At 59.3% G+C, this 15,996-nt stretch carries 16 protein-coding genes; 1 reads left to right on the top strand and 15 read right to left on the bottom strand.

Annotated elements, in window-relative coordinates; translation table 11 throughout:
- Positions 1-106 precede the first annotated feature (106 nt).
- The 14 genes from EKM85_RS07345 to EKM85_RS07280 all read right to left on the bottom strand — a co-directional run bounded on the left by EKM85_RS07345 (position 107) and on the right by EKM85_RS07280 (position 12,646).
- On the bottom strand, positions 107-547 hold the full coding sequence (locus EKM85_RS07345) for a F0F1 ATP synthase subunit epsilon (protein ID WP_379882673.1): 441 nt from the start codon (positions 545-547) through the stop codon (positions 107-109).
- Positions 548-559: 12 nt separating this feature from the next.
- A complete protein-coding gene (gene atpD / locus EKM85_RS07340) occupies positions 560-2,023 on the bottom strand; it encodes a F0F1 ATP synthase subunit beta (RefSeq protein WP_125585623.1) in 1,464 nt (487 codons plus the stop codon).
- 24 nt (positions 2,024-2,047) lie between these two features.
- On the bottom strand, positions 2,048-2,980 hold the full coding sequence (locus tag EKM85_RS07335; RefSeq protein ID WP_125585622.1) for a F0F1 ATP synthase subunit gamma: 933 nt from the start codon (positions 2,978-2,980) through the stop codon (positions 2,048-2,050).
- An 11-nt stretch (positions 2,981-2,991) separates the two neighbouring features.
- Positions 2,992-4,506: a F0F1 ATP synthase subunit alpha gene (atpA, locus tag EKM85_RS07330; RefSeq protein ID WP_125585621.1), complete on the bottom strand. Its 1,515-nt coding sequence runs from the start codon at positions 4,504-4,506 to the stop codon at positions 2,992-2,994.
- 18 nt (positions 4,507-4,524) lie between these two features.
- A complete protein-coding gene (atpH, locus tag EKM85_RS07325; protein ID WP_125585620.1) occupies positions 4,525-5,070 on the bottom strand; it encodes an ATP synthase F1 subunit delta in 546 nt (181 codons plus the stop codon).
- Positions 5,057-5,548 carry a F0F1 ATP synthase subunit B gene (gene atpF / locus EKM85_RS07320; protein WP_125585619.1) on the bottom strand — a complete coding sequence of 164 codons (492 nt, stop codon included), beginning with the start codon at positions 5,546-5,548 and terminating at the stop codon, positions 5,057-5,059. Before atpF ends, atpH begins: the two co-directional genes overlap by 14 nt.
- A 35-nt stretch (positions 5,549-5,583) precedes the next feature.
- On the bottom strand, positions 5,584-5,796 hold the full coding sequence (gene atpE / locus EKM85_RS07315; protein WP_125585618.1) for a F0F1 ATP synthase subunit C: 213 nt from the start codon (positions 5,794-5,796) through the stop codon (positions 5,584-5,586).
- 14 nt (positions 5,797-5,810) lie between these two features.
- A complete protein-coding gene (gene atpB, locus EKM85_RS07310) occupies positions 5,811-6,533 on the bottom strand; it encodes a F0F1 ATP synthase subunit A (protein ID WP_125585617.1) in 723 nt (240 codons plus the stop codon).
- Between the two features lie 397 nt (positions 6,534-6,930).
- Complete coding sequence (gene upp, locus EKM85_RS07305) at positions 6,931-7,560, bottom strand: uracil phosphoribosyltransferase (RefSeq protein ID WP_125585616.1); 630 nt, start codon at positions 7,558-7,560, stop codon at positions 6,931-6,933.
- Between the two features lie 117 nt (positions 7,561-7,677).
- Entirely contained in the window at positions 7,678-8,910 is a 1,233-nt protein-coding gene (glyA, locus tag EKM85_RS07300; protein ID WP_125585615.1) for a serine hydroxymethyltransferase, read from the bottom strand.
- 169 nt (positions 8,911-9,079) lie between these two features.
- Positions 9,080-10,096, bottom strand: a complete 1,017-nt coding sequence (locus EKM85_RS07295) for an L-threonylcarbamoyladenylate synthase (RefSeq protein WP_125585614.1) — start codon at positions 10,094-10,096, stop codon at positions 9,080-9,082.
- Positions 10,097-10,125: 29 nt separating this feature from the next.
- A complete protein-coding gene (gene prmC / locus EKM85_RS07290; RefSeq protein ID WP_125585613.1) occupies positions 10,126-10,956 on the bottom strand; it encodes a peptide chain release factor N(5)-glutamine methyltransferase in 831 nt (276 codons plus the stop codon).
- The gene (gene prfA, locus EKM85_RS07285) at positions 10,949-12,028 is read right to left on the bottom strand and encodes a peptide chain release factor 1 (protein WP_125585612.1); all 1,080 of its coding nucleotides are present in this window, start codon (positions 12,026-12,028) and stop codon (positions 10,949-10,951) included. The genes prmC and prfA overlap by 8 nt, the downstream gene beginning before the upstream one ends.
- Positions 12,029-12,064: 36 nt before the next feature.
- The gene (locus EKM85_RS07280; protein ID WP_125585611.1) at positions 12,065-12,646 is read right to left on the bottom strand and encodes a thymidine kinase; all 582 of its coding nucleotides are present in this window, start codon (positions 12,644-12,646) and stop codon (positions 12,065-12,067) included.
- A gap of 147 nt (positions 12,647-12,793) precedes the next feature.
- Here EKM85_RS07280 and EKM85_RS07275 point away from each other — a divergent pair, with 147 nt between their 5' ends.
- The gene (locus tag EKM85_RS07275) at positions 12,794-14,152 is read left to right on the top strand and encodes a Mur ligase family protein (protein ID WP_125585610.1); all 1,359 of its coding nucleotides are present in this window, start codon (positions 12,794-12,796) and stop codon (positions 14,150-14,152) included.
- 266 nt (positions 14,153-14,418) lie between these two features.
- On the opposite strand, the gene manA is transcribed toward EKM85_RS07275, so the two are convergent.
- The gene (manA, locus tag EKM85_RS07270) at positions 14,419-15,390 is read right to left on the bottom strand and encodes a mannose-6-phosphate isomerase, class I (RefSeq protein WP_125585609.1); all 972 of its coding nucleotides are present in this window, start codon (positions 15,388-15,390) and stop codon (positions 14,419-14,421) included.
- Positions 15,391-15,996: the final 606 nt, after the last annotated feature.

The following is a 15,996-nucleotide window of genomic DNA, read 5'->3' as shown; positions in this document are numbered from 1 at the left end:
AGAAAGCGGCGAGGGCCTTAACCGCAAATTAACAGTTTTATGGTCAGTGGCCAAAGCCGCCCGCGCAAGCATCAAAAAAGCACCGTCGAAACGGTGCTTAAATGCCCTACTTACCGAAGCGCCCTTGGCGGACGTTGATTCGGTTGATCGCACGCTGCAAGGCGACCTGCGCGCGCTGGAGTTCGTCTTGGTCACGTTTGGCCTTGGCTTCCTCGATGCGCCGCTCGGCCCGCTTGCGGGCGGCTTCGGCCCGGGTGAGGTCGATGTCGCGGGCGCGTTCAGCGGAATCGGCGACGATCGAACACGTATTGTCCGACATCTCCATGAACCCGCCGTTGACCGCGATCATGTTCTCGTGACCGGGGTTATCGGCGCGGCGAACGCGCACTTCCCCGATCACCAAAGGTGCGACCACTGGTTCGTGGTTGGCCATGAGGCCCATGTCACCCGTCGTGGTTTTGACCACGACCAGCGTGGCGTGGTGATCATACACCAGCCCGTCGGGGGTCACGATGTTGACCGTCAGAACGTTGTCTGCCACGGTAATCGCTCCCTTCTGTTAGTTCGCAGCGGCTTGTGCCGGCGCAGCGTCGTCTTCGGCGTCATCTGCCGGAGCAAAGCCCATCTTCTTGGCTTTTGCCGCCACTTCTTCGATCCGGCCAACAGAACGGAACGCATCTTCTGGATACTGATCCATCTTGCCGTCCAAGATCATCTTGAAGCCCTTGACCGTTTCGGCCACAGGGACGTAGGACCCAGGCTGGCCAGTGAAGCGTTCCGCCACACTGAAGTTCTGGGACAAGAAGAACTGGATGCGGCGAGCACGCGCAACGGTGATCTTTTCGTCGTCGGACAGTTCGTCCATCCCCAAAATGGAGATGATGTCCTGGAGTTCACGGTACCGCTGCAGCACTTGCTGCACGTGGGTGGCCACTTCGTAGTGCTCTTCGCCAACGATCTCGGGCGTCAGAGCACTGGAGGAAGACTCCAGCGGGTCAACGGCCGGGTAGATCCCTTGCTCAGTCAGGCTGCGTTCCAGGTTAGTGGTGGCATCAAGGTGAGCGAAGGTCGTGGCCGGCGCCGGGTCGGTGTAGTCATCGGCAGGCACGTAAACGGCCTGGATCGAGGTGACAGAACCCTTCTTCGTGGACGTGATCCGCTCCTGCAGCTGGCCCATTTCGGTCGCCAGCGTTGGCTGATAACCAACGGCTGACGGGATCCGGCCAAGCAGCGCGGACACTTCTGAGCCCGCCTGCGTGAAGCGGAAAATATTATCGATAAACAGCAGCACGTCCTGGCCTTCGACGTCGCGGAAGTACTCCGCGATCGTCAGTCCGGTCAGCGCAACGCGCATCCGGGCACCAGGCGGCTCGTTCATCTGACCAAACACCATGGCGGTATTCTTCAGAACGCCGCTTTCCTTCATTTCGAAGTAAAGATCGTTCCCTTCACGGGTGCGTTCGCCGACCCCGGTGAAGACGGAAATACCACCGTGCTCTTCGGCGATGTTGTGGATCAGTTCCTGGATCAGCACTGTTTTGCCGACCCCGGCACCACCGAACAACCCAACTTTCCCCCCACGCAGGTAGGGTTCGAGCAGGTCGATGACTTTGATCCCAGTTTCGAGGATCTCTGAGCTGGTGCTCAGGTCCTCGAACTTAGGCGCATCGCGGTGGATGCTGTCGCGCCGATGATCGGGTCCAAAGGCTGGACCGTCGTCGATCGGATCGCCTAAAACGTTAAACACGCGTCCCAATGTGTCTTTTCCGACAGGCACGGAGATGGAGCCGCCAGTATCCTTGGCTTCCATTCCCCGCGTGAGCCCATCAGTGGAGTCCATCGCGATGGTGCGCAGCACGCCGTCGCCAAGTTCAAGGGTGACTTCGAGCACCAGTGCCCGTTGCCCCTCGCCCTTGTCAACTGTTAGCGCGTTGTTGATTTCAGGTAGATCCTCGTCGAGTGGAAACTCGACATCGACAACAGGGCCGATCACTTGCACGATTTTACCAGTAGAATTACTCAATGAAATCGTCCTCCCTGTTGATTACTACTCAAGTGCGTTGGCCCCGCCGACGATTTCGGTAATTTCCGTCGTGATCGCCGACTGCCGCGCCCGGTTATAGGTCGTGGACAGCCGACTGATCAAATCGTTGGCGTTGTCGGTCGCACTCTTCATCGCCGTTGTGGAAGCGGCGTGTTCCGCGGTTTTCGCGTCCATGATCGCCCCGAAGATCAGACTTTCGGCGTACTGGGGCAAGATGGCCTCCAGCACGGCGTCTGGATCTGGCTCGGTCAAGTACTCGATCGGGTGATCCTCGACTTCGCTTGCGTCAAGGTCTGAGATCGGCAGCATTTTCTCTGCGCGGAACGCAGACGTCAGTGAGTTGACGTGGTGGTTGTAGCATACGTACAGCTCATCGAAAACGTTGTTGTCGAACATTGTGACCGCCGTCCGGACGATCTCCCGCACCTCGTTAAAGGTCGGGATGTCCGAGACGCCGCGGTACTCGTAGGCCAGGTTGATGCCGCGATTCTTGAAGAAGTCGGCACCGACCCCGCCCACGGCCATGATCACGTAGTCAGAAGCGGTCTTGTGGTCCTGCTGGATCATTTGCATCATGGCTTTTAACACCGTGCTGTTGTATGCCCCAACGAGTCCGCGGTCCCCAGTGATCACCAGGTACCCGGTCTTCTTGACCGGCCGCTGCTGCAGCAAGGTCGCCACTTGGAGCTGCTTCTTATCTGCATTCGCCGCGTTGGTGATCTGCTCCATCTGCTGCCGCTCAAGTTCCAGCAGCTGGGCCGCCGCCAGGTGAGTGACGATCTGGCGCACCCGGTCCGCGTAGATCTGATAGGCGGTTGCCCGCTTTTCGATCTGCGTGAGCTTCGCGCCGGAGACCATTTGCATGGCCTGCGTGATCTGCCCGGTCTTTTTGGTCGAGCTGATCTGGCGCTTGATATCCATCAATGATTCAGCCATGCGGCACCTCCTTATTTCTTGGCGCTGCTGGTGAACCCATCGGCAAAGCCTTTGATGAGTGCATCAAGCTTATCAGTATCTGGCAGGTTCCCAGTGTCCTTGATAGTCTTCAGCAGGTCGGCGCCGTTGGAGTCCGCGTAGTCGAACAGCTCTTGCTGGAACTGCGCGATGTCGTCAATGGCGATCGCGTCCAGGAAGCCGTGGGTCAGCGCGTACAGGATCAGCACTTGGTACTGAACCGCAAGCGGCTTGTGAACCGGCTGCTTCAGGACTTCAACGGTCCGGCGGCCCCGGTTCAACTTCGCCTGCGTGGCGGCATCCAAGTCGGAGCCGAACTGCGTGAAGGCTTCCAGCTCACGGAAGGACGCCAGGTCCAAACGCAAGGTGCCGGCAACCTTCTTCATGGCCTTGATCTGCGCATCGCCGCCGACTCGGGACACGGAAGCGCCGGCGTCGATCGCCGGGCGCGTGCCGGAGTAGAACAGGTCGCTTTGCAGGAAGATCTGGCCGTCGGTGATGGAGATCACGTTGGTCGGAATGTAGGCGGAGATGTCCCCGGCCTGCGTTTCGATGATCGGCAGCGCCGTCATGGAGCCACCGCCAAGCTTATCAGAAAGCTTAGCCGCCCGTTCGAGCAGGCGTGAGTGGGTGTAGAAAATATCCCCAGGGTAGGCTTCACGGCCAGGCGCACGCCGCAGCAGCAGGGAAAGTTCACGGTAAGCCGTCGCCTGCTTGGACAGGTCATCGTAAATGATGAGGACGTGCTTGCCGTTGTACATGAACTCTTCACCCATGGCCGCCCCGGCATAAGGCGCGATGTACAGCATTGGCGCAGGCTCCGACGGGCCGGCGGTCAAGACGATGGTGTAAGCCATCGCGCCGTACTGCTTGAGGGTCTCGACCTGGGCACGCACCGTCGACTCTTTTTGGCCGATGGCAACGTACACACAGATCATGTCCTGATCCTTCTGGTTAATGATCGTGTCGATCGCGATCGAGGTCTTCCCGGTCTTCCGGTCGCCAATAATCAACTCACGCTGACCACGCCCGATCGGGACCAAGGCGTCGACCGCCTTGAGCCCGGTCTGGAGCGGCTGGGTAACCGACTGACGCTGCATGACGCCAGGGGCCTTCACTTCAATGGGACGGGTGTGGTCGGTCTTGATGGGACCATTACCGTCCACGGGCTGCCCTAAGGCATTGACCACGCGGCCGATCATGTCCTCACCGACTGGCACTTCCATGATGCGACCGGTCCGCTTGACCGTGTCGCCTTCACGAATACCATCAAAATCCCCTAAAATAATGATACCAACATCATTACTTTCGAGGTTTTGCGCCATCCCGTATGAGCCGTTGCTGAACTGGAGCAATTCGCTCGCCATCGCATTTTTCAGTCCGGTAGCGCGGGCGATCCCGTCACCGACGTAAGTCACGGTGCCGACCTCATCCACGTTCAAATCATCTTTGTAATTCTCAAGTTGCTTCTTGATCAGAGTACTAATTTCCTCTGTCTTGGTGCTCATCCGGTTCACCTCTATTCGCTAATTGGTGAGCAGTTGCTGCCGCAATTGCGCCAGGCGCGTCTTGACGGTCCCGTCAATGATCAGATCATTGGACTGGACCTTGACGCCGCCGATGACCGCCGGGTCCACCACTGCGGTGACCCCCACGGTCTTCACGTTGAATTGCTTAGCAAGTGCTTGATTCATTGCCTGAACTTGGGCCTCGGTCAGCGGCACGGCGGTCGTGACCGTCGCCTCCACGTGTTGCGTTGCCGCATTAAAGCGGGCGTCGAAGTCGTCAATAACTGCTGACAGGCCGAGGATCCGGCCATTGGCAAGCAAAATGTTGACCAGGTGGGCCACCAGCTCGGAGGCATCCTGCGTGAGCAGGGCCACCAGCTGGTCCTTGGCCGCCTTGGTCAGATTTTTGCTTGCCAAAGCCGGCATTAGTTCTGGCGTTGCGTTGATCACAGCGTTCACCTGCGCCAGTTCGTCGCGCACTGCCGGCAAGTGGCCTTGTTCTTGGGCGACCTCGAACAAAGCCTTGCCGTAGCGCGGTGCTGCATCACGATCAGTGACTGCCATTGGCGTCACCCAATTCGTTAATGTACTGGTCGATCAAGTGCTGCTGAGCGTTGGGATCGAGTTCTTTGGCGATCAGCTTCTCAGCGATCGCAAGGGACAAGTCAGCGACGTCATTCTTGGCGGCAGCCAAGGCATCGGCGCGTTGCTGTTCGATGTCTTTGGCCGCGTTCGCCTTCAGGGTCGCGACTTCGCCTTGGGCCTGCTCAACGAGCGTGGCCCGCTGCTTTTCGCCGTTTTCCTTGGCGGAGGTCACGATCTTGACCGCGTCTTCCTTAGAACTCTTCAGCTCGGCTTCGCGCTGGTCCGCCATCTTTTGCGCCTCTTGGCGTTTGCTATCGGCGTAATCCAGGTCGGAGTCGATCTTGTCTTGGCGGTCGGCCATGATCTTCGTGACCGGCTTCCAGGCAAAAATCCCAACGAGCACCAATAAAACAGCGAAGGCGGCGAGAAGAAAGAGCGTATCACCAAAAGTAGCCATTCAAGCCACTCCCTTCTTTAATTAATTGGTGCTGATTACTTCAGGACAAGCATGAAGGCAACAACGATCGACATGATCGGGACCGCTTCAATTAAGCCGACACCGATAAACATGGTGGAACGCAGGGTGCCTGAAGCTTCAGGCTGGCGCGCCATCCCTTCGAGGGCCTTGGAGATAACTTGACCGTTACCGTATGAGGCAGCCAGTGCGGCCAGCCCTGCGGCGATAGATGCAGCGATGTATTGCATGATATTTCCTCCTATTAATCAGATATGACCTTTTCCGACATGTAAACTGTGGACAAGGTAACAAAAATGTACGCTTGGATCGCACCAATGAAGACTGAGAACCCTTGCCAAACGACTTCAACCACGAAGCCCCCAACGAAGGAGACTCCGCCGAGCAGTCCGTGGCCGGAGAACGCGAGCTGCCTGATCAAAAGCAGCAGCACCTCACCGGCGTATATGTTCCCGTAAAGCCGCAGTGCCAGCGTGACGAAGTTCGTGATGTTCTCGATCAGGTTGATCGGGAGCAAGAACGAGACTGGTGACACATATTCCTTCATGTAACCTTTGAAGCCGTTGAACACGACCCCGAAGAAGTGTGAAAGGACCAGCACGATCATCGCCAGGCTCATCGTGATGATCGGATCGGCAGTCGCCGACCGGAACCACGTCTTGCCGCCAACGTCGAGCTGAAAGAACAAGCCGAGCTGGTTGTTGACGAAAACGAACAGGAACAAGGTGAAGGCGAACAACCCGAACCGTTTACCTTCCTTGCCAGGCATCGCAGATTTAACGATACCGTTCGTGAAATCGATCAGGTACTCCAGTGCATTTTGCCGACCGTTGGGCCGAATTGACGGCTTACGGGCTAACCAAAACACTAAGCAAAAGATGATCACGCAGGAAGCTAAAATGGCCAAGTCATTCGCCAGATTAAAGCGTAGCCCCATGAAACTCACAATGGGATAGCTTTCGTTCACAGAATTCACCTCCTTACAACTCGCAAAAAGACGTATGTCTCAAGGCATGCGGATTAGGCGGGTCTAATATGTGGAATTGCCGGATACTCATCCTTCAAAACACACCCATTACTCTATCACCTTTACACCCAAAAAACAAAACGTCAGGCGCGCTTTTCATGATTTTTCACACCCGTTTTTCATAATTTTTTTCAAACGGTAAGCGCCGTCATGTCCCATGTTTGACAGTGTTCGCGATGTGTCAACGGTCAGCGCCAGCGGCGGCAAGGAAAGTTTTCAAAGCGGCCTAGACCGTCTTGACAGGCGACGCCTAGGCTGGCTGTCCCCCTAAGCCCGCGACCTCTACGCATCTTAATATAAAAAAGTGACCCCCTAATTGGGAGCCACCTAATTGCGATTATTTAGTGCCGAACAAGCGGTCGCCGGCGTCGCCCAAGCCGGGCACGATGTAGCCGTCCTCGTTGAGGTGGTCGTCCAGCGCTGCCGCGTAGATGTCAACGTCTGGGTTCGCTTCCTGGACCGCCTTGACGCCCTCGGGAGCCGCCACGAGGACCACCAGGCGAATGCTCTGGGCCCCGCGACGCTTGAGTGCGTCGATCGCCATGTTGGCAGAGCCACCCGTCGCCAGCATGGGATCCACGATGATCATGTCGCGCTGATCGATCCCGTCTGGCATTTTAACAAAGTATTCGTGGGGCTTCAGGGTCTTTTCATCGCGGTACATGCCCACGTGACCGACCTTGGCCGCCGGGATCAGGCGCAAGACGCCGTCGACCATGCCCAGTCCCGCACGCAGGATCGGCACCACGACCAGCTTCTTGCCGGCGAGTTCCTTTTGTGTCGTCTTGCCCATCGGCGTCTCGATTTCAACGTCCTTAAGTGGCAAGTCGCGGGTGATCTCGTAAACCATCAACTCAGCGATTTCGTTTGCGATTTCCCGGAACTCCTTGGTCCCCGCGTTCTTGTCGCGGATCAAGGTCAGCTTGTGTTGAATCAACGGGTGATTCAAAACGGTAAATTTGCCCATGCAGAAAGGCCCTCCTTTAGATGTGGCGCATACGGCGCACTGCCTAAAAAAATCACGACTCACAGAGTCGTGATTACAGCGTGTCCGCTTGCTTTCCGGCTTTCGCCGTAACCTTTCCTATGATAAAGGATGACGCCCGGTCAGCGCAAGGGTAGATTGACGAATCTCATCAAGTTTTTCCTGATTATCGCGATTGGCGATCGCCGCGGAGATGAGGTGCGCGACTTCGCGGCAGTCGTCTTCGTTGAAGCCGCGGGTCGTGATCGCCGCCGTGCCCACGCGCAGGCCCGACGTCTTGAACGGCCCGTTTTGCTCGCCCGGCACCTGGTTCTTGTTCGCGGTGATCATGACGGTGTCCAGCAGGTCCTGGACTTTCCGGCCGGTGAGCCCATAACCCGTGACATCAAGCAGCACCATGTGGTTATCCGAACCGCCCGAGATCATTTTCAGGCGCGGATCTTCGGCGAAGCCCTCGCACATCGCCTGCATGTTCTTGACGATCTGCGCGGCGTAGTGCTTGAAGTCCGGCTGCAGCGCCTCCCCCAGCGCGACGGCCTTGGCCGCGATCACGTGGTCCAGCGGGCCGCCTTGGATCCCTGGGAAGACGGCGGAGTTGATGGCCTTGCCGTACTGCTCGCGGGCCAGGATCATGCCGCCGCGCGGCCCGCGCAGCGTTTTGTGTGTCGTGGTGGTGACCACATCCGCGTACGGGACGGGATTCATGTGCGCCCCGCCGGCGACGAGCCCGGCGATGTGCGCCATGTCGACCATCAGGAAGGCCCCGACGTGATCGGCAATGTCGCGGAACTTCGCGAAGTCGATCGCCCGGCTGTACGCGCTGGCGCCGGCCACGATCAGGCGCGGCTGCACGGCCTCGGCCTGCGCGAGGATCTGATCGTAGTTGAGGCGGCCGGTTTCCGGATCAAGCCCATAGTGGAAGAAGTGGTAGGTCTGGCCGGAGAAGCTGACCGGGCTGCCGTGCGTCAGGTGCCCGCCGTCGGTCAGGTCCATCGCCAGCACCTTGTCCCCGTCCTTCAAAAAGGCGCGGTAAGCGGCCATGTTGGCCCCGGAGCCTGAGTGCGGCTGCACGTTGGCGTACTCGGCGCCGAACAGCTTCTTCGCCCGGTCGATCGCCAGCTGCTCGATGACGTCGATGTACTGGTTGCCGCCGTAATAGCGGTGCTTCGGGTAGCCTTCTGAGTACTTGTTGGTCAGGACACTGCCCTGGGCGGCGCGCACCGCAGGGCTGACGATGTTTTCCGAGGCGATCAGTTCAATGTTCTGCTGCTGACGGCGTTCCTCGTTTTCAATGGCGGTGAAAACGGCCGGGTCGTATTGCTTAAAATCCATACGGGACTCCTCCTTATGACGGGTGCGGTAGCGTTGAGTTCAGTATATCAGCCGCAAACCTAGGCGTAAACATTCGGAACCCAAGTCCTCATGGAGCTTTCTGAAAATTTTCAGCCAATTCTCTTATTAAAAGACGAACGATCCCGTGCTTCCGGTCATTGATCGGCAGCTAGTCCTGGTCCGGGGTGAAGTGGTCGTTGCCCGCCGACTTGTTCAGCCGGTTCATGTAGGCGGCCCCCAGCCCCTCGGCCCCGAAGGCCTCCGCCAGGATCGTGGTGACCGTCGGGTGCAGGTCGAACCACCGCAGGCCGGCAAACAGGTTGTGCGTCGCCGACGTCACATCACGGCCCAGGCTGTAAGTCGGGACCGCCGATGGCACCGCCGTCAGCAGGTCATCGGTCGCCAGCACGCCAAAGGGCTGGCCTGCGCGCTCCGCCCACGCAAGGGCCGCCGGAAAGTCCGCCGGGTGGTCGATAATGACTACTTGGGCCTTGGGCGCGTAATGCTTGTACTTCATGCCCGGCGCTTTGGGCGTCTCCTTGGCGCCGACCTTGTGATGATCAGACTGGACCTCCCCGATGACCGGCGCCAGCAGGGCCGGGGTGACCTTGCCTGGCCGCAGGATCGCCGGCGGGGTCACGGTCATGTCGATGACGGTCGACTCGACCCCCACCTTCGTCGGCCCATCGGCCAAGATCCCGGCGATGGTGCCGTCAAAGTCGTGCAGCACGTGCTCCGGCCGGGTGCCGCTCGGCTTGCCCGAGAGGTTGGCGGACGGGCCGACGATCGGCCGGCCGGCCAGTTCGATCATCCGACGGGTCAAGGGGTTTGCCGGCATCCGAAAGGCCGCCGTCTGCAGCCCGCCGGTCACGACCATGGACAACTTGCCTGGCAGAATGTTCAAGATAATGGTCAACGGCCCCGGCCAGAAGGCGTCCATCAGCTTCTGGGCCGCCGGCGTGATAGTGGCAAACTGTGCGACCATTGCCGGCCCCGTGACCGTCACGATCAGCGGGTTGTCGGCCGGCCGGTGCTTGGCCTGAAAAACCTTCTCCGCCGCCTTGGGATCGGTCGCGTCCGCGCCGAGCCCGTATACGGTCTCGGTGGGAAACGCGACGACCTCCCCGGCCTTGATCAGCGCCGCGGCGTCGGCGACTTCATCTTTATTGAATACTTTGGTTTCCATTTCAGAACCGCTCCTTTGCGTCCATGTTCTCAAAACTGCAGTTTCACCATCCGCGGGTGATCCGCCATGTCGCGGCGAAACGTCACCTGCGCCTGGGGCAAGGCGGCCGCAAACAGCTGCGCAAGGGCCGGCTGCTGGCGGTAACCAAACTCCAGATAGGCCGCCCCGCCTGGCGTCAGGTGCGCGGCCACGCCGGCGGCGAACCGCTTGAACAGCGCCAGCCCGTCGTCTTCGGCAAACAGCGCCAACGCCGGCTCATAGGTCAGCGTGCTTTGATCCATCACCGGCGTTTCCGCGCGGCTGATGTACGGCAAATTGGTGATGATGAAGTCAAACCGGCCAGGCAGCGCCGCAAACAGATCGCTAGCGGTCAGCTGCACGCGGCGCTTCAGGCGCGCCGCGTTGGCCTGCGCCACCGCCAAAGCGGCCGGCGACACGTCGCTGAGCGTCATGGCGACGTTCGGCAGCAGCTTGGCCAGCGTGAGCCCGATCGCCCCCGACCCCGTGCCCAGGTCCAGCCCGGTTCGGGCGGCCGCCTGCTCGCCGGCCGCCCACGCGACCAGCTCCTCGGTTTCAAACCGCGGGATCAGGACCGCCGGGGTCACCGCGAACAAGTCACCGTAAAACGGCGCGACGCCCACGATGTACTGGGCCGGTTCACTGTTGGCCAAGCGCGCAACGTCCTGTTCGAACTGCGCCAGCGCAGCGGCCGGCACTGCATCCCGGTCGTGCAGCCGCAGCTGGCTGGGCGTGAAGCCCGCCCGCATCTCCAGCACGTAGCGTGCGCCGTCGGGATCAACGCCTTTTGGTGAAAGCACAGAAGACGCCCACCTGAGCGCCTCCTCGTAAGTCTTAGCCATCGATTTGTTCCATCTTGTTGGTCTGGTCCTGGACGATCAGCGCGTCGATGATCTCATCGAGCTCCCCGTTCATGATCCGATCCAGCTTGTTGAGCGTGAGGCCGATGCGGTGATCCGTCACCCGGTTTTGCGGGTAATTGTACGTCCGAATGCGCTCGGAGCGGTCCCCTGAACCAATGGCGGTCTTGCGCTTTTCGGCGTACTCGCTTTCGTTTTGGCTTTCGTAGTAGTCGTACACCCGGCTGCGCAGGATCTGCATCGCCTTGGCGCGGTTCTGCTGCTGACTGCGCTGATCCTGCATGGTGACCACGATGCCCGTCGGCAAGTGGGTCATGCGCACGGCCGAGCTGGTCTTGTTGATGTGCTGGCCGCCGGCACCGCTAGAGCGGTACACGTCGGTGCGAATGTCCTTGGGATCGATCTCCAGGTCCACCTCGTCGTACTCGGGCATGACGCCCACGGTGGCCGTCGAGGTGTGCACCCGGCCGGCGCTTTCGGTGACCGGCACACGCTGCACGCGGTGCGCACCGTTTTCGTACTTCAACTTGGAGTACACGCTTTGGCCCTGGATCAGCACGGAGACTTCCTTGTAGCCGCCGACTTCGGTGGGGTTCTCATCGATGATCTCGGTGGTCCAGCCCTGCTTTTCGGCGTACTTCATGTACATAGAGAGCAGGTCGCCGGCAAACAGGCTCGCCTCGTCGCCGCCGGCCGCGCCGCGGATCTCCATGATGATGTTCTTGTCATCGTTGGGGTCCTTCGGCAACATTAGCCGCTTGATCTCGTCTTCCAGCGCGGTCACTTGCGGCTCCAAGTCGTTCAGGTCTTCCTTGGCCAGCGCGGTCAGGTCGTCGTCCTTGCTGTCGCGAAGTACTTCCTGGCTTTCGGCCACGTCCTTTTTCAGCTGCTTGTACTTCTTGTAGGCCGCGACCACGTCCCGCATGCCGCCCTCTTCTTTGGACAACTCGAGGTAGCGCTTGGTATCGTTGATCACCGCGGGGTCGGAGAGCAGTTCCTCCAGTTCCTCGTAGCGGCCGATCAGCCCGTCTAATTGGGCAAAAATCTTATCCATATAGTCCTCCATTAATTCTTGAACGAACCCGCTCGCTTAGGCCTTCAGCCGCTTCGGGGGAAAGTAGTAGTGGTGCCGGCACACGGGGAAGTACGCCTCGTTGCCGCCGATCAGGATCTGCTCACCCTCGTACACCGGCTTGCCGTCGTGCACGCGCAGGTTCATCGTGGCCTTCTTGGCGCAGAACCAGCAGATCGTCTTCATCTCTTCGATCTTGTCCGCGTAGGTCAGCAGGTACTTCGACCCCTCGAACAGTTCGTTGCGAAAATCATTTTTGAGCCCGAACGCCATCACCGGGATGCGCAGCTCATCGACCACCCGGGCGCACTCGAAGACGTGGTGCTTTTTCAGAAACTGAGCCTCGTCGATCAGCACGCAGTAGGCATGCGGGTCGGTCTGTTTCACCAGGTCGAAAATGTTCGTGTCGTCATCGATGGCCGTGGCCGGTCGCTCCAGGCCGATGCGGCTGGCGATCATGCCGACGCCGGAGCGGTCGTCTACGGCGCTGGTCAGGATGATCACGTTCTTGTGCTGCTCCTCGTAGTTATGGGCGACTTTCAGGATCTCGATACTCTTGCCTGAATTCATCGCGCCGTAACGGAAAAACAATTGTGCCATAAGGCCCTCCCTCGGCAAGGGTCCCTTGCCTTAAATTCACCTATCCAGTATAACGGAATCTTAACGAGATTAACATGGTCCAGGTCAGAATCGCGCCGCGGCTATGCTATGATAGTAGCTGCAAATCAAACAGAAAGAGGCCTCAACATGCCATCTTTAAAAAGTCAACTCGCCATCACGGCCGGTCGCCTCAGCTACTGGTACCTGCATAAGTTCCGCCACGGCGGCTCCGCGTACCCCGGTCAGCTGGCGGCCAAGATCGACCCGGACGTCCTCGGGGCGCTGGGCCAAGACCGCGACACCATCATTGTGACCGGCACGAACGGCAAGACGCTGACCACCGCCTTAATCGTCAAGGTCCTGGCGCAGCAGTACGATGACATCCTGACCAACCCCACCGGCTCCAACATGCTGCAGGGCATCATCGGCGCGTACTTCGCCCACAAACCCAAGTCAAACGCCAAGCGCAAGATCGCCGTGCTCGAAGTCGACGAGGCCAACGTCGCACCGGTCGCGCACTACCTGCATCCCAAGGCCTTTGTCATGACCAACATTTTCCGCGACCAGATGGACCGCTACGGGGAGTTCTACACGACCTACAACAAGATCCTGCGCGGCGTCAAGGCGAACCCCGAAGCGGTGGTCATCGCTAACGGGGACGCGCCGATCTTCTCGTCGCGCGAGCTGGCCAATCCGCTGCGCTACTACGGCTTTGCCCTCAAGGAGGACGAAGACCAGGACGTGAAGGCCCCGGCAAACACCGATGGCGTCCTGTGCCCCGTCTGCGAGCACATCCTGCACTACCACGGCATCACCTACTCGAACCTCGGCAGCTTTTTCTGCCCAAACTGCGGCTTCAAGCGGCCGGCGCTGAAGAATCAAGTCACCGCGGTCACCGCCCAGACCCCCACCAGCTCGCAGTTTGAAATCGACGGCCACCCCTTCAGCATTTCCGTCGGCGGCACCTACAACATCTATAACGCTCTGGCTGCCTACGCGGTCGGCGAGCAGTTCGGCATCACGCCGGCGCAGACCGCCCAGGCCTTCAGCCAGGACGAGAAGGTCTTCGGCCGCCAGGAGCAGATCAGCATCGCCGGCAAGAACGTCACGCTGATCTTGGTCAAAAACCCGGTGGGGCTCAACGAAGTCCTCGCCATGCTCCAGCGCCAGCAGCAGCCCTTCGCCTTTGCGATGCTGCTGAACGCCAACTACGCCGACGGCACCGACACGTCCTGGATCTGGGATGGCAACCTGGAGCAGCTGGTCGAAAGCAAGCTGGCCACCTCTTACATGGTCGGCGGCGAGCGCTACAAGGACATCGCCTTTCGGATGCAGGTGGCCGGGGTGCCGGCGCAGGCCTTGGCCACCAAGCCGGACCTCAATACCGTCATTCCGTACCTCAAGCAGGTCAAGGAAGACCAGATCTACCTGCTGGCGACCTACACCGCAGTCCTGCAGATGCGGGAGAAATTCAGCCAGGCCGGCTTCATCAAGGCCGGGTTTTAGCCAAGAGCGAGTGCCGGCCTACTGGCTGCCATGCGCAGCAGCTGCCCATCCCGCTAAGTACGCGAACCTTGCGCACCATGTATTTAGGCTCCAGGTTCGCAACGCGGGAGTGGCTAGCTACGCCCAGCGCCTCGAAGCCAAAGAGCGGCTTCAATGCGCTGGACTAGGCTACCCATCCCGCTAAGTGCGCGAACCTTGCGCACCATGTAAAAAAGCCATCACCGGCGACCCTCTTAGGGCCTGCGGTGATGGTTTTTTCAGTGACGTTATTCTTCTTGACCTGGGGTCGAGGTGATCATCATCATCTTGCCCGTGAAGGTCCAGGACTTGATCTGGTTGGGGATGATGAAGTGCGTGCCCTTCTTGAGCGGGTAGGACGCGCCGTCCGCCTCGATCGTCCCTTCGCCGGCCAGCACTGAGACCAAGGTGTACGGTGCGGTCGGCGTCTGGGTCAGCTTGCCGTCCAGGTCGATCTTGTAGACGGAGAAGAACTTGGAGATCGGCGCGGTGACGAAGGTCGTGATCGTCGCGTCGTCCTTCTTTTCGCTGGTGATGTTGAGCTTAGGATCCTGGCTCGGCACGGTCGTGGTGTCAATGCTTTGCTGCAGGTGCAGCTCACGCTTCTTGCCGTCCTTGCCCACCCGGTCGTAATCGTACAGCCGGTAGGTGGTGTCGGAGCTTTGCTGCGTCTCAAGGACCATGATGCCCTTGTTCAGCGCGTGAATGGTGCCGCTTGGTACGTAAACGAAGTCGCCCGTCTTAACGGGCACCTTCCGCAGCAGCTTATCCCACTCACCCTTATGGATCATGTCGGCGAGCTCTTCGCGCGTCTTGGCGTGGTGGCCGTAGATCAGGTAGGAACCAGGCTCCGCGGAGATGACGTACCAGCACTCGGTCTTGCCGAGCTCGCCGGGACGCTCATGGGCCGCGGCGTACGCGTCATCGGGGTGCACCTGCACGGACAGGCTGTCATTGGCATCCAAGATCTTGGTCAGCAGAGGGAAAACCTTCGCCTGCTGGTGGCCGAAGTACTCCTGGTCTTCCTTCCAGGCCACATCCAGGGTCTTCCCCTTCAGCGGACCGTTAGCGATCACGTCCGGGCCGTTCGGATGCGCCGAAATGGCCCACAGTTCGCCGATCTTGCCATCAGGGATCTTGTAGCCAAACTCGGTTTCAAGCTTGCGGCCACCCCAGATTTTTTCGTGAAAAACGGGTTCAAGAAAAATTGGTTCCGTCAATGAAATTGCCTCCCTAATATTTGTCTACACATTCATTTCTCCCATCCAGTTTACCACAGCGACCCGCACCGTGAATGCCCGCCAATATTTATCTGACCGCGGCGCATAATCACACCAAAGGGGGGGAGGGCGGCCTCCGCAGGGAGGGGGCTGGCGACGCGAAGCTAGAGTGGTGGCCGTCGCTTCGAGCCTCGCTTTGCGAGTCTCTCAGTCGGGGCTTGTTCTAAGCCGACAAGTCGGCTAAGAACAATTTCACCACTTGCTCAGCCAGTAGGCGGGACGCCGTACTGGCTGACATGCGAAGCGAGCCCCCTCCCTGCTCCGGCCACCCTGCCCCGAAGCCAGATGACCCTTGCGGCAGTTCAGTTTTGCGACTGAGCTGCCGTTTTTTGGTGGATGAGACTTCCCTCTTTCGCGACACAAGAGGGCTTTAGCCTAGTCGCTGATGCCTTAGAAGATTGGTGCGACCAAACACGCTTCTGTCACACGAGGACCGAAGCCTCAGTCCGTAGTCAGACGGATAACACCAGCCCTGCGGAATGCTGGCGAGCTAAAGCGCTCATACTGAGTTTCTAGATATTGAACTTTCCCTATTCTAGTCATTCC

It is taken from the genome of Lacticaseibacillus jixianensis, from assembly GCF_003946485.1.
Taxonomy (GTDB): domain Bacteria; phylum Bacillota; class Bacilli; order Lactobacillales; family Lactobacillaceae; genus Lacticaseibacillus; species Lacticaseibacillus jixianensis.
This window is presented reverse-complemented; position numbering and strand designations above follow the sequence as displayed.